The organism is Dehalococcoidia bacterium, from assembly GCA_035574915.1.
GTDB lineage: Bacteria > Chloroflexota > Dehalococcoidia > DSTF01 > WHTK01 > DATLYJ01.
Genome location: DATLYJ010000109.1, coordinates 1 through 16,251, shown reverse-complemented (window position 1 = coordinate 16,251; position 16,251 = coordinate 1). Strand labels below are relative to the sequence as shown.

General features: G+C 67.7%; 19 protein-coding genes and 1 tRNA gene. 8 read left to right on the top strand and 12 right to left on the bottom strand.

What is annotated here, in order from left to right:
* Positions 1 to 7: 7 nt before the first annotated feature.
* Positions 8 to 1,069, top strand: a complete 1,062-nt coding sequence (locus VNN10_10375) for a bifunctional phosphoglucose/phosphomannose isomerase (GenBank protein ID HXH22426.1) — start codon at positions 8 to 10, stop codon at positions 1,067 to 1,069.
* A 156-nt stretch (positions 1,070 to 1,225) separates the two neighbouring features.
* Here the strand turns inward: VNN10_10375 and rpsI are convergent, their stop codons facing one another.
* The 6 genes from rpsI to VNN10_10345 all read right to left on the bottom strand — a co-directional run bounded on the left by rpsI (position 1,226) and on the right by VNN10_10345 (position 3,478).
* The gene (gene rpsI / locus VNN10_10370; protein ID HXH22425.1) at positions 1,226 to 1,621 is read right to left on the bottom strand and encodes a 30S ribosomal protein S9; all 396 of its coding nucleotides are present in this window, start codon (positions 1,619 to 1,621) and stop codon (positions 1,226 to 1,228) included.
* The gene (gene rplM, locus VNN10_10365; protein HXH22424.1) at positions 1,618 to 2,079 is read right to left on the bottom strand and encodes a 50S ribosomal protein L13; all 462 of its coding nucleotides are present in this window, start codon (positions 2,077 to 2,079) and stop codon (positions 1,618 to 1,620) included. Before rplM ends, rpsI begins: the two co-directional genes overlap by 4 nt.
* An 85-nt stretch (positions 2,080 to 2,164) precedes the next feature.
* Positions 2,165 to 2,241 (bottom strand) — tRNA-Met (locus VNN10_10360).
* Positions 2,242 to 2,306: 65 nt separating this feature from the next.
* Positions 2,307 to 2,603, bottom strand: coding sequence for a hypothetical protein (locus VNN10_10355; protein HXH22423.1), 297 nt, complete (start codon positions 2,601 to 2,603; stop codon positions 2,307 to 2,309).
* Positions 2,604 to 2,612: 9 nt separating this feature from the next.
* A complete protein-coding gene (locus tag VNN10_10350; GenBank protein HXH22422.1) occupies positions 2,613 to 2,963 on the bottom strand; it encodes a hypothetical protein in 351 nt (116 codons plus the stop codon).
* Positions 2,964 to 3,046: 83 nt separating this feature from the next.
* Positions 3,047 to 3,478, bottom strand: coding sequence for a hypothetical protein (locus tag VNN10_10345; GenBank protein ID HXH22421.1), 432 nt, complete (start codon positions 3,476 to 3,478; stop codon positions 3,047 to 3,049).
* Positions 3,479 to 3,743: 265 nt separating this feature from the next.
* Here VNN10_10345 and VNN10_10340 point away from each other — a divergent pair, with 265 nt between their 5' ends.
* Positions 3,744 to 4,475 (top strand): response regulator transcription factor, encoded by a 732-nt coding sequence (locus VNN10_10340; protein ID HXH22420.1) that lies wholly within the window; start codon positions 3,744 to 3,746, stop codon positions 4,473 to 4,475.
* 164 nt (positions 4,476 to 4,639) lie between these two features.
* Here VNN10_10340 and VNN10_10335 read toward each other — a convergent pair whose 3' ends face one another.
* From VNN10_10335 to VNN10_10325, 3 genes are all read right to left on the bottom strand, one after another.
* On the bottom strand, positions 4,640 to 5,353 hold the full coding sequence (locus tag VNN10_10335; GenBank protein HXH22419.1) for a response regulator transcription factor: 714 nt from the start codon (positions 5,351 to 5,353) through the stop codon (positions 4,640 to 4,642).
* Between the two features lie 139 nt (positions 5,354 to 5,492).
* The gene (locus tag VNN10_10330; GenBank protein HXH22418.1) at positions 5,493 to 6,764 is read right to left on the bottom strand and encodes an NAD(P)/FAD-dependent oxidoreductase; all 1,272 of its coding nucleotides are present in this window, start codon (positions 6,762 to 6,764) and stop codon (positions 5,493 to 5,495) included.
* A gap of 29 nt (positions 6,765 to 6,793) precedes the next feature.
* Positions 6,794 to 6,952, bottom strand: coding sequence for a hypothetical protein (locus VNN10_10325; GenBank protein ID HXH22417.1), 159 nt, complete (start codon positions 6,950 to 6,952; stop codon positions 6,794 to 6,796).
* Positions 6,953 to 7,194: 242 nt separating this feature from the next.
* Here VNN10_10325 and VNN10_10320 point away from each other — a divergent pair, with 242 nt between their 5' ends.
* From VNN10_10320 to VNN10_10310, 3 genes are all read left to right on the top strand, one after another.
* On the top strand, positions 7,195 to 7,635 hold the full coding sequence (locus VNN10_10320; GenBank protein HXH22416.1) for a hypothetical protein: 441 nt from the start codon (positions 7,195 to 7,197) through the stop codon (positions 7,633 to 7,635).
* 96 nt (positions 7,636 to 7,731) lie between these two features.
* Positions 7,732 to 8,937 carry an acetate/propionate family kinase gene (locus VNN10_10315; protein ID HXH22415.1) on the top strand — a complete coding sequence of 402 codons (1,206 nt, stop codon included), beginning with the start codon at positions 7,732 to 7,734 and terminating at the stop codon, positions 8,935 to 8,937.
* A complete protein-coding gene (locus VNN10_10310; protein ID HXH22414.1) occupies positions 8,927 to 11,389 on the top strand; it encodes a xylulose 5-phosphate 3-epimerase in 2,463 nt (820 codons plus the stop codon). The genes VNN10_10315 and VNN10_10310 overlap by 11 nt, the downstream gene beginning before the upstream one ends.
* Positions 11,390 to 11,424: 35 nt before the next feature.
* Here the strand turns inward: VNN10_10310 and VNN10_10305 are convergent, their stop codons facing one another.
* Positions 11,425 to 11,628: a hypothetical protein gene (locus VNN10_10305; GenBank protein ID HXH22413.1), complete on the bottom strand. Its 204-nt coding sequence runs from the start codon at positions 11,626 to 11,628 to the stop codon at positions 11,425 to 11,427.
* Between the two features lie 283 nt (positions 11,629 to 11,911).
* Between VNN10_10305 and VNN10_10300 the strand changes: the two genes are divergently transcribed.
* The 3 genes from VNN10_10300 to VNN10_10290 all read left to right on the top strand — a co-directional run bounded on the left by VNN10_10300 (position 11,912) and on the right by VNN10_10290 (position 14,471).
* A complete protein-coding gene (locus tag VNN10_10300) occupies positions 11,912 to 12,406 on the top strand; it encodes a TadE/TadG family type IV pilus assembly protein (GenBank protein ID HXH22412.1) in 495 nt (164 codons plus the stop codon).
* Positions 12,406 to 13,521, top strand: coding sequence for a pilus assembly protein TadG-related protein (locus VNN10_10295; protein HXH22411.1), 1,116 nt, complete (start codon positions 12,406 to 12,408; stop codon positions 13,519 to 13,521). Before VNN10_10300 ends, VNN10_10295 begins: the two co-directional genes overlap by 1 nt.
* 221 nt (positions 13,522 to 13,742) lie before the next feature.
* Positions 13,743 to 14,471, top strand: a complete 729-nt coding sequence (locus VNN10_10290) for a response regulator transcription factor (protein HXH22410.1) — start codon at positions 13,743 to 13,745, stop codon at positions 14,469 to 14,471.
* A 51-nt stretch (positions 14,472 to 14,522) separates the two neighbouring features.
* Here the strand turns inward: VNN10_10290 and VNN10_10285 are convergent, their stop codons facing one another.
* Complete coding sequence (locus VNN10_10285; GenBank protein HXH22409.1) at positions 14,523 to 14,828, bottom strand: hypothetical protein; 306 nt, start codon at positions 14,826 to 14,828, stop codon at positions 14,523 to 14,525.
* A gap of 299 nt (positions 14,829 to 15,127) precedes the next feature.
* On the bottom strand, positions 15,128 to 16,111 hold the full coding sequence (locus VNN10_10280) for a serine hydrolase (protein ID HXH22408.1): 984 nt from the start codon (positions 16,109 to 16,111) through the stop codon (positions 15,128 to 15,130).
* Positions 16,112 to 16,251: the final 140 nt, after the last annotated feature.

The window sequence follows — 16,251 nt, the reverse complement described above, 5'->3', positions numbered from 1 at the left end:
GCGCCGGATGACCACACTGGACGACCCGGAAGTCCGCGGCCGCCTCGACCAGGACGGCAGCTACGAGCGCATCAGTGGCCTGCCGGAGCAGTGCTGGGAGGCCTGGGAGCAGACGAAGGGCTGGCAGCCGCCGCCTGACTTCCGCGAAATCGATAAGGTCATCGTCGCCGGCATGGGCGGCTCCGCTATCGCCGGCGACTTCCTGCAAGCGCTCGCCTTCTCCGAGAGCCGTATGCCAGTAACCGTGGTGCGCGGCTACGAACTGCCGGCCTGGGTAGACGGCCGCACGCTGGTCATCATCTGCAGCCACAGCGGCAACACTGAAGAAGTCCTCTCCTGCTTCGAGGCCGCCCGCGGCTTGCCGGCAAAGAAGCTCGTGATCACCACGGGCGGCCGCGTGCTTGAGCTGGCGCGACTCAACGGCGTGGCGGCCCTGCAGTACCAGTACCCAAACGTCCCCCGGGACGCCTTCGGCCACGGCCTCGTGCGCCTGCTCGTCGTCGCTGGCGCGCTGGGCCTGGTGCGAACGGACGAAGCGCGCCTGCGGGGCGTCGTCCAGGAGATGCAGGCGCTGCGGGAGGCTATCGGCTGGCATGCGCCCGAGGACCAGAACGACGCCAAGAAGCTCGCGCGGGGCCTCGCGGGAGCGCTGCCCCTGACCGTCGGCGCCGGCTACATGGCGCCGGTCGCCCGCCGCTGGCGGACGCAGCTCAACGAGAACGCCGACGTATTCGCTTTCTGGGACGAGCTGCCGGAGCTCGACCACAACCTGGTGGTCGGCCTTCGGCACGCCGAAAGCATCCTGCGCTCCACCCGGGCCGTCTTCCTCGATCACGAGGGCCTGCACGCCCGCGTCCGCAAGCGCTATGGCCTGACACAGGAGCTCTTCGAGCGCGCCGGCATCGTCTGCCAGCGCATCACCTTCCCGCAGCAAGACCCCCTGGCCGCCCAGCTCTGCGCCGTGCACTTCGGGGACCTCGCCAGCTACTACCTGGCCCTTCTCCTCGGGGTCCGCCCCGTGGAGGTCGAGAACATCGACTGGTTGAAGGACCAGCTGGCGCGCGGCTAACGGGGCAGCCGGCGGCTCGCCGACTGGTCGGCTGGCCGGCCGGAGGGCCGGGTGCTGGCGACGCTAACAGCGTCTCCGCCCGTCCGCGCTCCGGCCAGGATGTTCCAGCGATCGTGACTCCCGCTGATTGGCCTCCGAGCCGACAGCCCGGAGCGGCTATCGCTTCGTGTACTGGGTCGCCTTGCGGGCCTTGCGCAGGCCGTACTTCTTGCGCTCCTTCATGCGCGAGTCGCGCGTCAGGAGGCCGAAGCGGCGCAGTTGGGGCTTGAGGTTCTCGTCGAACTCGACCAGGGCACGGGCGATACCGTGGGATATGGCGCCGGCCCAGCCGGTGTGGCCGCCGCCCTCCACCTTTACCTGCACGCCGAACTTGCCGGCGTTGCCGGTCAGGGTAAGGGGCCGGAGGGCCGCTTCCTGGAGGACCAGGCGGGGCAACGCTTCCTTGAGGGGCCGCCCGTTGACGATGACTTCCTGAGCACCGGGGTAGAGGCGGACACGGGCGACGGATGTCTTGCGCCGTCCCGTGCCGGCGAAGTACTGCTGGGTGGTCACGAAGCGCTCGTCTCCTTGTTCTTCCTGGCGTTTTTGCCGAGGCCGGCGTTGACCTGGGCCTCGTGCGGGTGGTGGGGCCCTGCGTACACCTTTAGGTGGCGGATCTGGCGGCGCCCCAGGCGCCCCTTCGGCAGCATTCCCCAGACCGCATCGCGGATAACCCGGTCCGGGTGCTTCTGCAGTTGCTGGGCCAGAGTCTTCTCCTTGAGCCCGCCGAAGTAGCCGCTGTGGCGCCTGTAGAGCTTCTGCGCCAGCTTCTGGCCTGTCGCCTTCACCTTTTCGGCGTTGGTGACGATGACGAAGTCACCCATATCCAGGTGCGGCGAAAACGTGGGCTTGTCCTTGCCCCGCAGCGCGACCGCCACGCGGGTAGCCAGCCGCCCGAGCGGCTGGTCCGTCGCGTCGAACACGCGCCACTTCTTCTCGATCTCGCTAGCCTTGAGTGCGTAGGTTTTCACAAACGTAAATGGTAACAGGGACTGGGCATAACGCATAGCCGGGCCAGAGGCCCTCCGCTCCTGCGTCCTCAGCCGACATTGTGCCTGGTGCTGGCGGTGGGAGTCGAACCCACGACCTACCGATTATGAGCCGGTCGCTCTAGGCCTCTGAGCTACGCCAGCACGGCGACGCCACTACATACTAGCAAGCGCTTTGTGCTGGCGACAGGCTCGCGGGCGGCGATGAGCTAGTTCCAGCGCGCCGAGGGCCGCCTCCCGCCCGTCAGCGTCAGGCTGGCGCCGTCGCCGGAAATCTCGGCGTCGAGCACGGCCCCGGCGAGCTCCCGCACGGCCCATTCGTCTAACAGCAGGACGGTGCGCTCTTCGTGCCGCACCACGCGGTCGCCTTCGCGCGGCCCATCGATGGCCAGGAGTATCTCCCCTGGCCGGGCGGGGACCAGCCGGAACCCGACCTCTTGCCCCGCCTCCCCGGCCCGGAGCGCTTCCGCGAGCACGGATGCTGCCCTTTGCGTGACGCTAATCATGGCCCGCCACTAAGAGACCGCCGGGTGTTCGTGGTCGTGGATATGGGCTTCGCCGAGGTGCTCGTGCTCGGCGTCCTCGTGGGGGAGATGGGAATGCGTGATCGCCGGGTGGTTGTGCTCGTGCGCGTGCATTGAGGTCAGGTGTTCCCACTCCCCCATGGCGACCATGTCCGGGCCTATGCGGCGGTTGTGCGTGACGTGGGCGTGCTCGTGCTCGTGTAGCTTCGCCTCGTGGTGGTGCGACTCGAAGGCCCCGAGGTGGGTGCGCTTCTTCAGCTCCCAGGCCAGGTTGCGGCGCCCGCTCGCGACGGCGCCGACAGCGACCAGAGCGAGTCCCGCAAGCGGTATCCACGTTTTCATATGGGCCTCCCTGCGTAGCAGCTATCCCTCACTCTCGCACGGACAGCGCTAAATAGCCCTGAAGCGGCCTCTATGGCCGAATTTCAGGCGTCTCTGGTTTCCATATCAGCCCGTGACAGCGGCATGCGCCTCGCGAGCGCTCTCGCCCAGGCGAGCAGGAGCAAGCTTTCGAGAAGCGCATCGATCAGGTACACCGGCGAGATGCGGCGCCGGAGAACGTAGTTCAAGTCGACCGCCGCAAAGGCAACGGCGCTGGTTATCGCCAGGGCGTGCGCCTCGGCGGAGGGCCGCCTTCTGGCCCCTGCCAGCGCCAGGACTGCCCCGATCGCCGTCGCCAGAGCGCCGACCGTGCGCACGAGCCAGAATTCTCTCTTTGGCCCCGTGATGGCTTCGAAGGTCCGGCGGTCCAGGATGGGCCAGAGGCCGGTCGCCAGGTAATAGCACGCCTGCGCGAGGAAGAGGGCCCTGCGCGCCTGTCCCTCACCGCTGCCCTCGTCGCGGTGGCCCGCCCTCATGCCGTCAGCCTAGGGCCGGGCGAGTTACACGCGAATAACACGCGGTGGGCGCCGCCTCGCCGGCGAAGGAGGCGCGCGAACGGCGTGAGGCCACCTTAACGCCTTTGATACAGCGCCATCAGGCCGGTCAACGTGTCTTGAATCGCGCGCGTTCAATCATGACTTTGACCCGCGCCGGCCTACCGGATGGCTGGCGGGCGTCCGAGGACGCCACGAATGGGGAGAACCGTCTCCATGTACCATGTATCCGGTACAGGAGGAATAGATGACTTCCGAACCGCTGATCCTCGCGGTCGATGACGAGGTCGGCATCCAGAGGCTGATAAAGCTTGAGCTCTCGAGTCAGGGCTTCAGGGTTGTGACCGCCGGCGGCGGCGAGGAGGCCCTTCGCATCGCCGAGCAACAGCGCCCCGACATCGCGGTGCTCGACATCGTGATGCCGGACATGAGCGGCCTTGAGGTGATGCGCAAGCTGCGCGAGCGCAGCGGCATCCCGATCATCCTGCTCACCGCGAAGGACAACGACGCCGACAAGGTGCGCGGCCTGGAGATGGGCGCCGACGACTACCTGGTGAAGCCTTTCAACCCGGAGGAGTTGAGCGCGCGCGTGCGCGCGGTCCTCCGCCGCAGCGTCGGCCTTTCGAGCACCGAGAACCTCGTGCGCGCCGGCGACGTCGAGATCGACCTCAACCGGCGCCTGGTGAAGAAGGCCGGCGAGATCGTGACCCTGACGCGGACGGAGTGGATGCTCCTACAACACCTCGCCGCGAACGCGGGCAAGGTCATGCTGAACACGGAGCTGCTGAGCAAGGTCTGGGGGCCGGAGTACCGCGACGACCTGCAGTACCTCCGGGTCTGGGTCTCGAGGCTGCGCAGCAAGCTCGAACCGGACCCGGCGAACCCCGTGATCATCAAGACGCTGCAGGGCATCGGCTACCTGCTCGACGCCGAGCAACAGAAGCCCGAAGAAGCGGACGCGGGCACGAGCGAGTCCTGAGCGACCCCGCTGGGCGACAGCCGCAAGCGCTCGCCGGAGACCGTCGATTACGGTAGCGACTGCGGGCGGCCGGCGAGCGCCGGGGACTGGATGCCCACTCCTACCGCCGCTCCTGGCTCGAAAAGCGCGGCCCGCGGCCTCGGCGCTGGCCCGGGGCTAGCTGCTCAGGCGGACGCGGCCAGCGGCGCTTCCGTGGCTTCGAAGATGTACCCGATCCCGTAGCGCGTCTTGATAATCTCCGGGCGGGAGGGATCATCCTCGAGCTTGCTCCGCAGCCGGGAGACCCACACTCTCAGGTACTGCAGGTCGTCGCGGTACTCCGGGCCCCACACGCGGCTCAGGAGCTCGGAGTTGAGCATCACCTTTCCGTGATTCGCCGCCAGGCTCTCGAGGAGCATCCATTCGGTGCGGGTCATCGGCACGGGGCCGCCGTGCTTGCGCACCAGCCTCCGCGTCAGGTCGACCTCCACCGAGCCGGCCCGGACGATGTTGTCCGGCGCGGACGTGCTGGTGCTCCGGCGGAGGACCGCGCGCACGCGCGCGGCGAGCTCGTCCGGGTGGAAGGGCTTGGTGATGTAGTCGTCCGCGCCCAGTTCCAGCCCGCGCACCTTGTCGGTGTCGCGGCCTTTGGCGGTCAGGAAGATGACCGGGATGTTGGCCCTTTCGCGGATCCGCCGTAGGACTTCGATGCCGCTCATCTCTTCCATGAGGATGTCGAGCAGCACCAGGTCCGGCCGCTGCTCGTCAAGCATCCTCAGGGCATCGGGCCCGTTAGTGGCGCTGGCGACTCTGAAGCCCTGGGCGGTGAGCTCGATGCGGACAAGGCGAAGGATCGCCGGCTCATCGTCGACGGCAAGGATGAGTGGCTCTGTGGACATGAGCGCCTCCAGGCTCGTGGAGGCAGGAGGGCGCTCCTGGGCCCGCACCTAGCGCCCGCGGCCCGCCTTCTTTCGCCCGAAATATTAGCGCCGCGCCGGACGCCGCGACAGGCGTTCGATGCGTAATGAAGACCGCTCTTTACGAGTTTGTAATCCTGGCTTCGCCTGCCTCCTTCGCGCCCCGGGGCCGCGCCGGCCCCGCGATCACGCGAGAGCCCTGCTCGTAGAGCAGGTAGTTCCAGGCCCAGTCCACCAGGACGAGGAACTTGTTCCTGAAGCCGATGAGCCAGAAGAGGTGGACCGCCAGCCAGACCAGCCAGGCTGGCGGGCCGGACAAGCAGAGCGGCGGGAGAAAGGCCACGGCCCGCGTGCGCCCGATGGTCGCCATCAGGCCCCTGTCCTTGTAACGGAACGGCCGGGGGCTCTCGCCCCGGATTAGCCGGAGGACGTTCTCGGCCGCGGCGCGACCCTCCTGGATAGCGACGGGCGCCATCATGGGCAGGGCCCGGCCTCCGTCCTCGAGGTATGCCAGGTCTCCGGCCACGAGTACCTCCGGCGCGTCCGTGAGTTGGAGAGTGGGCTCGACGCGGGCGCGCCTGGCCCTACCCGAGAGGTCAAGCCCTTCCGGCCCAGCGCCGAGCACTCCCGCCACCCAGACGACCGTGCCTGCGGGGATGACCTCGCCGGAGGCAAGCCGTACGCCGGCCTCGCCGGCGCCGGTGACGGGACTCCCAAGCCGCACGTCAACGCCGATTTCTCTGAGCTGCCGGGCTGCTGCGTCCTGGAGTGATGACGGGAAGCCGGGCAGGAGGGCGTCCGCGGCTTCCAGAAGGACCACCCGGGCCGAGTCCTCGCTAAGCGCCAGCTCGGGAAAGTCCCGCCGGAGCACGTGCTGCTTCAGCTCCTGGAGCGCCCCGGCGAGTTCCACGCCCGTAGGGCCGCCGCCGCAGACCACGACCGTGGTCAGCCGGCGGCGGGCTTCGCGGTCGCGCTCGAGCGCCGCGGCCTCGAAGCTAGCCAGCACGTGGCTGCGCAGCGCGATGGCGTCATCGAGGTCCTTCAGGGGCAGCGCCCAGCGCGACAGTGACTCCTGTCCAAAATAGTTCACGGCGCTACCCGTAGCCACGATCAGGTAGTCATACCGGACCTTGCCGGCACTTGTCTGGAGCTGGCGCCTGGCCAGGTCTATGGAGGCCACGTCCGCCATCACGAATCGCACGTTGGGCGCCCGGCGCAAGATGGAGCGCACGGGCTTGACGATGGAGTCGGGCTCCAGGCCAGCCGTGGCCACCTGGTAGAGGAGAGGAGTGAAGGTGTGGAAGTTGCGCCGGTCGACGAGCAGGACCTCCGCTTCCGTACGCGAGAGGCGGCGCGCCGCTTCCAGGCCCGCGAAGCCGGCGCCGATGATCACGACTCGAGGCCGACGACGAGGCGCTGTCTCTATTGTTTCTCGGTCTTCGGAGCGGTGAGGAAGCGGATCGTTGCCGGCTGCGCGCGCAGGGCGTCCCTCCGGATCCGCAGTGCCTTCTCCTCCGGCTTGCCGGATGTCCCGGTCGCCGGACTGCCCGGGAGTGTGCGAGTGCTCTGTTCGAGGGTCATCTAGTCCTCCTCCGGCGGAAAGGGGGGCCGCGCGATTACGCGTACTTTGGCTGCTGACGGGTATACGCCGCATAACAGGGACTTGGGCGAAGCTTAAGCATCCGTTGTGGGGGTTCCAGGAGTTTCGAGGGCGCCTTGCCCTTCGTACCGCGATTGTAATGGCAGGCGGTAACACCCGGATTCAAGCTTCATTCAGGTGGCCCTACTTTGGACTCATGGGGACGGGATGAAGGGACCGATGCATGTGCTGCAGAACGACGGTCAACGGTGTGGGCCCCAGGGCCCTCGAGATACTTCAACTGGCTGGCTTTACCGGCGGAGAGCGTTCTGCCTGGATCCGGGAGCTGGACAACGGCACCTGGGTCACGGCGCGCCTTGACCCGCAGCGCATTATCCTCAACGTCTACCCGCCTGTGGGGTCGCTTGCCGACCACTCGCAGCAGCGGCTCGCGGGCGCGCTGATGTTCAAGCTCGCCGCCTTCCTCGCCGAGGATGCCCGTTGCGAGGTGATGCAGGAGGCGAGCGTGGGGCAATGCCTTCTCGAACGCGGCAAGTCCAGCATACTGGTGGCCAGCTATCCGGCCTTGCCCCTGCGCTTCGAGAAGGTCTGCCCCGGTTTCCGCGACGTCTTCCTCGGCCTCGACCGTCGCGATGACCACGAGGGCGAAGCGCGCGCGTCCTGAGAGCCGGGAGCGCTTCGGCGCCCGATTTGCCCGGACAGGCTGCTTGCACGCGCCATAGCCCGTGGATAATTGTCGAAACGGCGGTGGCGGCCATCCGTGCGCATACTTGCCCTCAATTGCGGCAGCTCCAGCATCAAAGCCTCGGTCATCTCCCTTGGCGATGGACTCTATGAGGCGCTTGCCTCGGCCAGTGTGAGCGCCTTGCCCGACCGGCCGGCCGGCGTCATCCGCCTCGGCGAAGGGCCGGAGGAGGCATTCGCTGTCGCCGCCGGCGCCGGGTACGGCGAGGGAACGCTCGCCCTGCTGGACGCGCTGGCATCGCGTGGCCTCCTCGATGGCCTCGAGGCCGCCGGCCATCGCGTCGTGCACGGAGGGCCGCGCCTGACCGCGCCTGTCCTGCTTTCGGACGAGGCGCTCGCCGAGATCGAGGCTGCAGGTGCGTTGGCGCCGCTGCACAACGCCCCAGCGCTGGAGGCTATCCGCGCGGCGCGCTCGCGCCTCGACCGGACGCCAATGGTCGCTACCTTCGACACCTCCTTTTTCGCCGCCCTGCCGGCCGATGCCTCGACTTACGCCATTCCCGCGGAGTTGCGGGAACGCTTCGGCATCAGACGCTACGGCTTCCACGGCCTGGCGCACCGCTACATGTGGCGCCGTCTTGTCGGGCTAGCCGGCAGGGATGACCTGCGCGCCGTCACGCTGCAGCTCGGGTCGGGCTGCTCGGCGGCAGCCATCCGTTCGGGCAAACCCGCTGACACCTCGATGGGGTTCACGCCGCTCGAGGGCCTTGTCATGGCGACCCGCTCCGGTGACATCGACCCCGCTATACCCTCGTTCCTGGCCGGGGAAGGCGGCTTTTCGCCGGAGGAGGTCGAGCGCATCTTGAACGAGCGGTCCGGGCTCCTCGGCCTCTCCGGGGCGTCCGGGGACATCCGCCGCCTGCTGGCGCTGGAGGCCTCGGGCGACGCGGCCGCGACCCTCGCCCTGTCGGTCTTCTGCTATCGCGTCCGGAAGTATGTCGGCGCCTACGCGGCGGCGCTCGGCGGCCTGGATGCCCTCGTGTTCGGCGGCGGCGTGGGCGAGAACCAGCCGGCAGTCCGCGAGCGCATATGCGCCGGCTTCGATTGGCTCGGCCTCTCACTCGACTCCACCGCTAACGCGCGGACTCGCGGTCGCGACGCCGTGATTTCGAGCACGGGGTCCCGCGTGCTGTGCTGCGGCGTTGCCGTCGACGAGGCGCGGATTATCGCGGAGGACGCCCGGGCATGCCTGCAGGGGCAGGAGGTGCGGGATGGCGGATGAAGTGCTCGAAGTACGGGCTTCCGAGCGCGTCGAAGCTGCGCTTCGCCGAAGACCTGGCGCGGCGCGCTGGGCAGCCGGATACGGGGTGATCCAGCACACGCTCGAAACCCGCGCCCGCGTCCTTGCTCTCGCCGATGAGCTCGAGGACAGGGGCGTGATAAGCGCCGAGGCATTCTTCGAAATCCTCCACGCCACTGACCGCATCGCCAGCGCGGGCATGTGGCTGGTGGTGCACGAGACCTACGCCGACCGCGTCTACCTCGACGGGCGCGACCTTGGCCCGGAAGATTTCAAGCGCGAGCCCGAAGGACACACGGGCGGCGCCCTGAACATGGTGCCCGCCTACGCGGGCTACATGGCGGCGAACGCGATCAGCGGCGTTACCCGCTCCTGGGTCATGGGCCAGGGCCACACGGTCGCGGCGATCGATAGCCTGAACCTGCTCCTCGGCAATATGACGCCTGAGCACGCGGGGCGCTATTCGCTGAGCGACGAGGGCCTCACACGCTACGTCCGGGACTTCTACCTCTATCGCCTGACGCCGCAGGGCGAACAGAAGTCGCCCCTCGGGAGCCACGTGAACGCCCATACCGCGGGTGGCATGGTCGAAGGCGGCTACCTGGGTTTCACCGAGCTCGAGTATGTCCACATGCCTCTGCCGGGCGAGAGCCTCGTGGTCTTCCTGAGCGATGGCGCCTTCGAGGAGCAGCGCGGCAGCGACTGGGCGCCGCGCTGGTGGCGGGCCGAGGATTGCGGCCTGGTGATGCCGATCATGATCAGCAACGGCCGCCGCATCGACCAGCGGACGACCATGAGCCAGATCGGCGGTGTCGACTGGTTCCTCGACCACCTGCGCCTCAACAGCTTCGAGCCCGTCGTCCTCGATGGCCGCGACCCCGCGGCATTCGCCTGGGCGATCATCGAGCAGGAGGAGAGACTGCGCGCCGCGGGCGAACTGGCGAAGCGCGGCCAGATCCCTTATCCGGTGCGCTTGCCCTACGGGATTGCGGTCGCGCCGAAGGGCTTCGGCTTCTACGGCGCCGGCACCAACCTCGCCCATAACCTGCCCCTGGGCGCGAACCCCTCACGGGACGCAAGCGCGCGGGCGAACTTCAACGAGTCGGCGCACCGACTCTGGGTGGCGCCCGGCGAGCTCACCGAGGCCGCGGCCAGGCTCCGGAACCATGCTGCAAGCGGCCGGCCAGCGGAGCGCGACCACCCCCTCGCGGTGCGAGAAGTGAAACTCCGCGAGTTGCCGCTCCTGCCCCGTCGCGAAGTACCGGCCGACCGCTCGGACCCGGCGTCCTGGAGCAGGGCCTCGCCCATGGCGGCAGTCGACGAGTCATTCCTCGCCATCGTCCAGGCGAACCAGCATCTGCGGCCCCGGGTCGGCAACCCGGACGAGATGCGGTCAAACCGTATGCTGAAGACCCTGGAAGCCCTGCTCTTTCGTGTGACGAGCCCGGAGCCGGGAGTGCCAGAGGGCGTGCTGGGGGCCGTGGTGACCGCCTTGAACGAGGAAGCCGTGTGCTGCGCGGCGCTGGCCAACAAGGGAGGCATCGGCATAGTCGTCACCTATGAGGCCTTCGGGACCAAGATGCATGGCGCCGTCCGCCAGGAAGTCACCTGGGCCCAGGGCCTGCGTCAAGCTGGCCGCAGCCCCGGCTGGCTCTCCATGCCATTAGTCCTCACGTCACACACATGGGAGAACGCCAAGAACGAGCAGTCTCACCAGGACCCGAGCATGTGCGAGCTCATGCTTGGCGAGCCCATGCCCTCCTCTCGTGTCCTCTTCCCCGCCGACTTCAATACCGCCGCGTCCGTCATGGCCGCCGTCTATCAAACGCAGGGCCAGGTCTGGACCTGCGTCGTCCCCAAAGCCGCGTCAGTGCCCGACCTGTTCTCCGTGGAGGAGGCCGCGGCGCTGGTGCGCGAGGGTGCGTTGGCGCTGGAGTGGGCATCCGACCAGGACCCCGAGGTCATTCTGACCGCCGTCGGCGCCTACCAGCTCGAGGAAGTCCTGAAGGCCGCCTTCCGGCTGCGCGAGGGCGGCAGGCGCATACGCGTCGTCTACATGATCGAGCCCGGCCGCTTTCGCGCACCGCGCAGCGGCCTCGAGGAGGCGCTGGTCGTGTCCCGGGAAGCCGCCGCGAGGCTCTATCCCGAGTCGGTACAGGCGCGCGTCTTCGTGAGCCACACCCGTCCGGACCGCATCCTGGGCGTGCTCCAGCCGCTCGACACGGGTCGCGCCACAAGAGTGCACGGCTTCATTAACGCCGGCGGTACGCTGAGCACGCCCGCCATGCTATTCGTGAACCGCTGCTCATGGGCACACGTGGTGCGTTCGGCCTGCGAGCTCCTGGGGCTCGCCCCGGAGGAGGCCCTCTCGCCGCTCGAGCTCGCCGCCCTGAATGGCGCTGCCTCGCCGCACGGAGTCATCATCCCGCCCTAGGGCTGCATCGGGCGCCGCGGGCTTCCGGCGGCCCGTCACCGCGGCCCATGCTGGGCCGGCGTCGGGTCGCCGCCGCCTTGAATGCCGCCGCCCTGGTCCTCGGTGTGCCACGGCTGCCAGACCATCACCGCCAGCGCCATCACGACGCCGGTGATCAAGGTCAGGATCGCCATCGTCATTACCACCGCGATCCCGCGCGGCATTGCCTCGCGCCCGCCTTCGTAATCTCTCGGCCGCACGGACATCCTCCTGGCCGAGGCTAGGAGTTGCGGGGTCAAAGGAGGAAAACCGGCGCAGAGGGCCTCGATTGCAGGTTGCTGTCAACCGACAATCTTAGGGAGGCCCTCGAATGTGGGCCCCACGAGGCCGAAATGTTCGGCCGCGCTACGCGTTTAGATCGGTTGAAGGCATCAGATCGGCGAATGCCTTCCGATTCTTTAGTTGGCGGTCCAGGGATCAGGACCGACTCTAGGCTGTCGACCCCGAAGGAAAGGACTCTGAGCGGGCGGCCAAGAAGGTGCCGTGGCAACCGCAGCGCTCAGGCAATCCGAGTCCGCACCCGTGCTTCATGGCGCCGCCGCGGGCGCCCGGCGCGCGAAAGCCGGCCGCAACCGCGAACGTGGCCAGAACCTGGTTGAATTCGCCCTCGTCGCGCCGCTCTTCCTGGTGCTCATCTTCGCCATAGTCGACTTTGGCATGGGCCTGCGGGCCTGGATCTCGATTACGAACGCCGCCCGGGAGGGTGCCCGCTACGGTGCCGTCGGCCACACGGAAGCGGAGATAAAGCAGCGCGTCGTAGATACGAGCTCGATTGGCCTCACGTGCGGTGCTGGCACAGGTACGGCGTGCGTCACGGTGACCGGCGCGAATGGTCTTCCGGGCAATTCGGTGACTGTCAGGGTGAGTCACCAGTACTCCCTGATCACGCCCTTGTCCGCCCTCATGAGCATGGTGAGCGGCGGTTCGATATCGACGCGCGTCGATCTCACGGCCGATAGCGACATGAGGCTTGAGTGATGTTCAACAGAGCGGGAAGTGCACCAGAACGTGGCGATGAACAGGGCCAGATACTGGTCCTGGCAGCCCTGTTGTTCACCGTGGTCCTTGGGATGACAGCCCTCGCCATCGACGTGGGCTTCTTTGCCAGGGCCGACCGCGACCTTCAGAACGACGCCGACGCCATGGCTCTCGCCGGTGCGCGCGAGCTACCTGTCACCTCCGCCGCCACGACGCGCGCGCGGGAGTGGGGAGCGCGCAACGGCGTCTCGTCGTCAGAGATCCAGAGCATCTCGTACGGGGTTACCTGCTCCGGCCAGTCCGTCAACGACACCATAACCGTTAGGCTACGGCGCCCTCAGGTCACATTCTTCGGCCGCATACTTGGAGTCACCAGCGGCAACGTCAACGCTTGCGCCACCGCACGGCGCGGCCAGGCCGAGCGGGGGAATGGGCTCCTGCCCATCGGCATGCTCCATGACAACCCGAACATCGCCTCGAACCCCGAGATCTGTTACTACACGGATCCTGACGTCTACGGCGATGAGTGCGTCATCAAGGTGCCCAAGCCGAGCAGCGGCGACACCTGGGTCTCCGGCAACACTGGTCCGCTGCGCCTCGACGACCCCAACCCGCCCCAGCCGAACTACCCGCCCGGCTGCAGGGGCCAGAACAACGGTAACGACGAGTACGGCGACAATATCGTCAACGGTAGCCAGTGCTACTACAAGCGCGGCGACAAGGCCACACCCCTGACCGGCGCCCAGGCCAACACCTGCGGATACTTCGAGGATCGCCTCGACGGAAACACGGACAAGCTCGCCGACGTCTTCATCTCCGACACTGACGGCGACGGCGTCTACGATGTCGTTAATCGGGACAGTCCGCGGTTCGGGCTCATCCCGGTCGTCAAAATCGCACCGGGCGCCTCCGGGTCGTCGCAGGACATCACCATTGTCGAGTACGTGGCCGTGTACATCGTGGACATCTCCTGCAGCGGGGGCGGCGTGAACGAAAAGGCAACGGTTACCGTCATCCCAATGCGGGCCGAGGTCTACTACTCGGAGACCTCTTTCCGCACCAACCCCGGTGCCCCCGGCGAGGCGCTCTTCTGGGTAATCAAGCTCATCGAGTAGCAGGAGTCCGGGGAGTCTTGTTCTCTGCAGAGGGCCTGCCGGATGCCGGCGGGCTCTCGTTTTACGTTTTCGACACCTCAGACGGCTGCCAGTTCACTTTTTATTGATGCTCCGGGGCCAAGTATTAGTCGGGTCGTTACGCGCCGCAGGTTCAGGAAGGCGTCCGTAGCGCCTGCCCACCCCGCCAGGGCATTACGCAACCGGACAAGGAGACGCTTCGCATGACGACGGCCGAACCATTAGTAATGAGTGTCGACGATGAGGCCGGCATTCTCCGGCTCATCGACGCCGAGTTGAGCAGCCAAGGGTTCCGCGTGATCTCCGCCTCTAACGGTGAGGACGCGTTGCGCATCGCCGAGGAACAGCGGCCGGACATTGCCGTCCTCGACATAATGATGCCCGGGATCAGCGGCCTCGAGGTGATGCGCAAGCTGCGTGAGCGCAGCACGATGCCGATCATTCTCGTCAGCGCCAAGAACAGCAACCTCGACAAGGTCCGCGGGCTCGAGCTCGGCGCCGACGACTACATCTCCAAGCCCTTCGACCCCGAAGAGCTCAGCGCGCGCATCCGCGCCGTCCTCCGCCGCTCCGTTACGGACGGCGTCAAGGCCGCCAGCATCGTCCGTGCCGGCAACGTCGAGGTCGACCTCGAGCGCCGCCTGGTGCGGAAGAACGGGCAGCTCGTGAAGCTCACGCGGACGGAGTGGATGCTGCTCCAGCACCTGGCCGCGAACGCCGGCAAGGTCATGGTCAGCAACCAGCTCCTGAGCAAGGTCTGGGGCCCGGAGTACCGGGAGGAGCTTCAGTACCTGCGCGTCTGGGTCTTCCGCCTGCGCAGCAAGCTCGAAGACGACCCGGCGAACCCCGTGATCATCAAGACGCTTACGGGCATCGGCTACATCTTCTGTTCGGACGAGTTCGAGGCCGAATCGGAGAGCGCCGAGGGCTAGGCCCGTGCTGAGCGAGGCGGGCCCGCCTGGCGGCCGGAATGCTGGCCTGGATTAGATCCGCGCCGGAAGCGCCGCGTGCGCCGCCTCTCCCCAGGAGAAGAGAGCGGCCGAAACCCGCAGGGTCGAGGCTTTCAGGCCCGTCAGCTCCGACACCAGGGCGGAGGCAAGACGCTCCGGGAACGGCTCCTGATAGAGGTCGATCGGGCGCAGGCGGTCGAACGCCAGGCTGCGGACACGCCTGTCGCTATCGGCCGCAAAGGCCAACGTCAGGTCGAAGTGGTCGATTCCGTAGGGCCGGCGGCAGCCGGCGAGCGTGTGCCGGGCCCAGTCGAGTATCGAATCGACGGCGCGGCTCACCTGGCCCTCATCGCCGGCGTCGATCTCCCAGTCCTGGACCCGCAGCCCCTGGCCCTTGCGGCGTGCTTCGGCGATTTTGCGGGCGGCGTCTCGCGCGGCCGCGCTCCGGCGGTTAGATGTGAGGAATATGAAACGTCCCCCTTAGCTGCCTGGGTGGCCATTCTAGGAACGGCCACGGGTATGAACAAGCAGCAAAGGGAGGGGACGCCGGGGGCCGAACGGCCCCTTTCCCAGCGGTCCTCGCCACTCACCGTTGGCCGCTATCGGTGCGCCGGGGCTTCTCATACAGGCGCCAGGTCCTACCGGGCGGCCTGGCCCAGGTGCCTGTACACCGTCTCGGAGATGGCGCGGATCAACGTCGGCTGATAGCCGAGGTCACAGAGGATGGCGATGACATAGGTAGCCGCCGGCGCCTGCACGATGCCGACATGATTCGTCGCGTCCGGCCAGTTTCCCGTCTTGTGCGCCACCCGCGTCCCCCGCGGCACTCCCGCCACCAGGCCGTTGTCGCGCGACTCCGACGCCATCAGGTCGAGCATCTCCCGGCGCGTGCTCTCCGGGACGTCCTCGGATGCCGCGATGGCCTCCAGAAGCAGGCCGAAGTCCTCAGCCGTGGCGGGCAAGCCCTCCGGGAAAAGTCCCGTGCTCTTCAGTCCCAGCGCGGTCATGGTCTTGTTGATGTTGCTCGCGCCCACCCTGTCCTGGAGCAGCACCGCCGACACGTTGTCGGACACCGACATCATGTAGAACAGGGCCTCCGCGATGCTCATCGAGTCCCCGACCTCGACCGGCAGCGTGCCGAGGTCAAACCCGGCGTAATACGCGTTCACCTCGAGTAGCTCGTCGAACTTCAGGAGGCCGAGATCCCGCTGCCTGTAGACCTCGAACATCACCTCGACCTTGAACGTCGAGGCGGCGTTGAAGACCTTCGTGGCGTTAATGGCCGCGCCGCGGCTTCCCCGCAGCTCCTTGGCGTAGACGCCGTAGTGCTCGGCCTCTGGGCCCAGGAGCTCCTGGAGGGCGCGCTGAAGCGCCGCGTCCGCCCGCAAAGGCGTGGGCGTCGCCGGCTCAGCGGTGGGCGCTGGCGGGGCGGGGGGGCGCCTGCCTGCCTCCCAGGTCGCCAGGGGTCCCGTAACCGGAAGCCGGGCCGTGGGCGAAGCGACGGGGCCGCGGTAGAGTTCCGGCGTGCTGGTGGGCGCGGCCGAGGGGTCCGGTGCCACGCAGGCGAGGAGGGCCAGGGCTGGCAGGAGTGGGACCAGCATGCGGGGAAGCGCCGGTCGCATGTTGCGCTTATGTTATCTGGTGGCGGCAGGCCGTCAACGGTCATGCAACTACCACCCGTCTATCGGCCGCCTCCGGGTCAGGGCGCGCAGCCGGGCTGTCCGCGCAACCACCGTGAGGCGGCAATGACGGCCGGGTCGTT